At 64.2% G+C, this 2,112-nt stretch carries 1 protein-coding gene; it reads left to right on the top strand.

Annotation, left to right across the window (positions count from 1 at the left end; translation table 11 throughout):
• Nucleotides 1–14 precede the first annotated feature (14 nt).
• Nucleotides 15–2,112: hypothetical protein (locus OXH56_04245; GenBank protein MCY3554515.1), on the top strand; the 2,098-nt coding region annotated here is incomplete at its 3' end.

Here is a 2,112-nt window from a genome sequence, read left to right as displayed (position 1 = left end):
CCAATCGATAGAGCATGGGGGTACTGGCGTGGGTCCAGGACGCGGAGGCGGGTCCGGCGGACCGTCCGAGCGAGAACATTGCGTTGGGGGCGACCTACACCATGGAGCCAGCGCCGAACTATGAACACTGCACGGACGCCGACGATGTCAGGCAACTGACGGATGGGGAGTACTATCGAGGGGAGGAGAGTTTCTGGACGAAACTGGCGACCGTGGGCTGGCAGGATAAGAATCCCGTGATCGTGACGCTAGACTTGGGTGCAGTGCAGCCGATACGGGGCGTCTCGTTCAATACGGCGGCGGGTCGTGCGGACGTGAGATGGCCGCTGGCGATTCGGATTTTCACGGCCGGTGAAGACAGGCAATTCCACGAGATCGGGGATCTGGTGGGACTGAGCGCGGAACACAGCTCGCCCGTTGCGACGGGGTACGGGACGCACTGGTACTGGACGGATCGGCTGAGGACACATGGCCGCTATGTCAGCCTGATTGTGTGGAACGAGCCGTTCATCTTCGTCGACGAGATTGAGGTTTACGCCGGAGAGCCGGAATGGGTCCATGAGCCGTTGCTCGGGTCGGCCATTGCGGATCTGAAGGCGTACGCGGGCCAGATCGGCATCCAAGCGGGGATTCGGACGCGCTTGGTTCGGGACATTCAGGCGCTGAGGAGGGCGGCGGAAGAAGAAGGTGTCCCGGTCGAGACGCAACGCGATGTGCTGGGCGAGCTGGCGGCCGTGGAAGGGGCATTGGGGCAGGCCGGCACTGCGTTCGGGGATGATTTCCAGGCCGTGCTGCCGCTGAATCCGTGGCACGAACGGGTGTTGCGCACGCAGGCGCGGCTCTGGCGCGCCAGAGGATTTGAGCCGCTCACATTCTGGCGCTCGAATCTGTGGGATCCGCTGCCGCTCATCGGCACGCCGGACACGACGGCGGAACTGGCCGTTGAGGTGCATCTGATGCGCGAGGAATACCGCGCGGCGGCGTTCAATGTGAGCAACAGCAGTGACGAGCCGATGCAGGTGCTGTTCCGCCTGAGCGGGCTGCCCGGCGGCGATAATCCGGCGTATGTGACCGTTCACGAGGTGGCTTGGACGGATACGCGGAGGGGGGTGCCAGTTGCCGCGGCCCTGCCGGAGGTTGTTGCCGAGAACGATCTGTATGGGGTGACCGTGCCCTCGGGCATGACGCGGCAGGTGTGGCTGACCTTCCATCCGGTGGACGTGCAGCCGGGCGTGTATGAGGGCGAGGTCGTCGTGGAGTCCGTGCAGGGGGGCAAGCGGTTTCCGCTGCGCATGCACCTGTATCCCTTGGATTTTCCGGAAGAGCAGTCGCTGCACCTGGGCGGATGGGACTACACGGACCGAATCAGTCACTTTCGCTTGGTGACCGAGCAGAACCGGCCGGCGATCATCGAGCACCTGCGCGAACATCTCGTCGACTCGCCGTGGGCCCTCAAGCTGGCGCTGCCCCGGGGCACCCACGATGCGCAAGGGGCGATGACGGCGCCGCCCTCCACCGACTACTTCGATGCCTGGATCGACCTGTGGCCGGATGCAGCCCAGTACCTCGTCTTCGCGAAAGTGGGCCGACACTTCGAATCGTTGCCTATGGGCACGCCGGAGTTCAACACCGCGGTGAAGGCGTGGATCGCGTTCTGGGCGCAACACATGATGGCCAAGGGATTGCAGCCGGAACAGTTCGGGCTGCTCTTGGTGGATGAGCCGGACGAGCCGTGGCAGGACGAGCGCATCTTGGCGTGGGCGAAGCCCATCCGCGAAGCCGAGACAGGAGTCCGCATCTGGGAGGATACGACCCACCGGGACATGGACCGGGCGAATCAGGCGATGATCGATGCGTGCCACGTCCTGTGCCCGAACTACGTGTCCTTCCTGACGCAGGGTCAGGAGTACCGCGACTACTACCTGAAGAAGCGGGATCAGGGGATCGGGTTGGAGTTCTACGCGGCGTGGACGAGCCGCGTCTTCGATCCCTACGCCGGCCGCCTCATGGCGTGGACGAGTTGGCGCTATGGGGCGTCGGGGATCTACATGTGGTCCCTGACCGACACGGGCGGAGCGTCATCGTGGAACGAGTATCTCACCTACAAGGATG

It is taken from the genome of Gemmatimonadota bacterium, assembly GCA_026702745.1.
GTDB lineage: Bacteria > JAAXHH01 > JAAXHH01 > JAAXHH01 > JAAXHH01 > JAAXHH01.
This window is presented reverse-complemented; position numbering and strand designations above follow the sequence as displayed.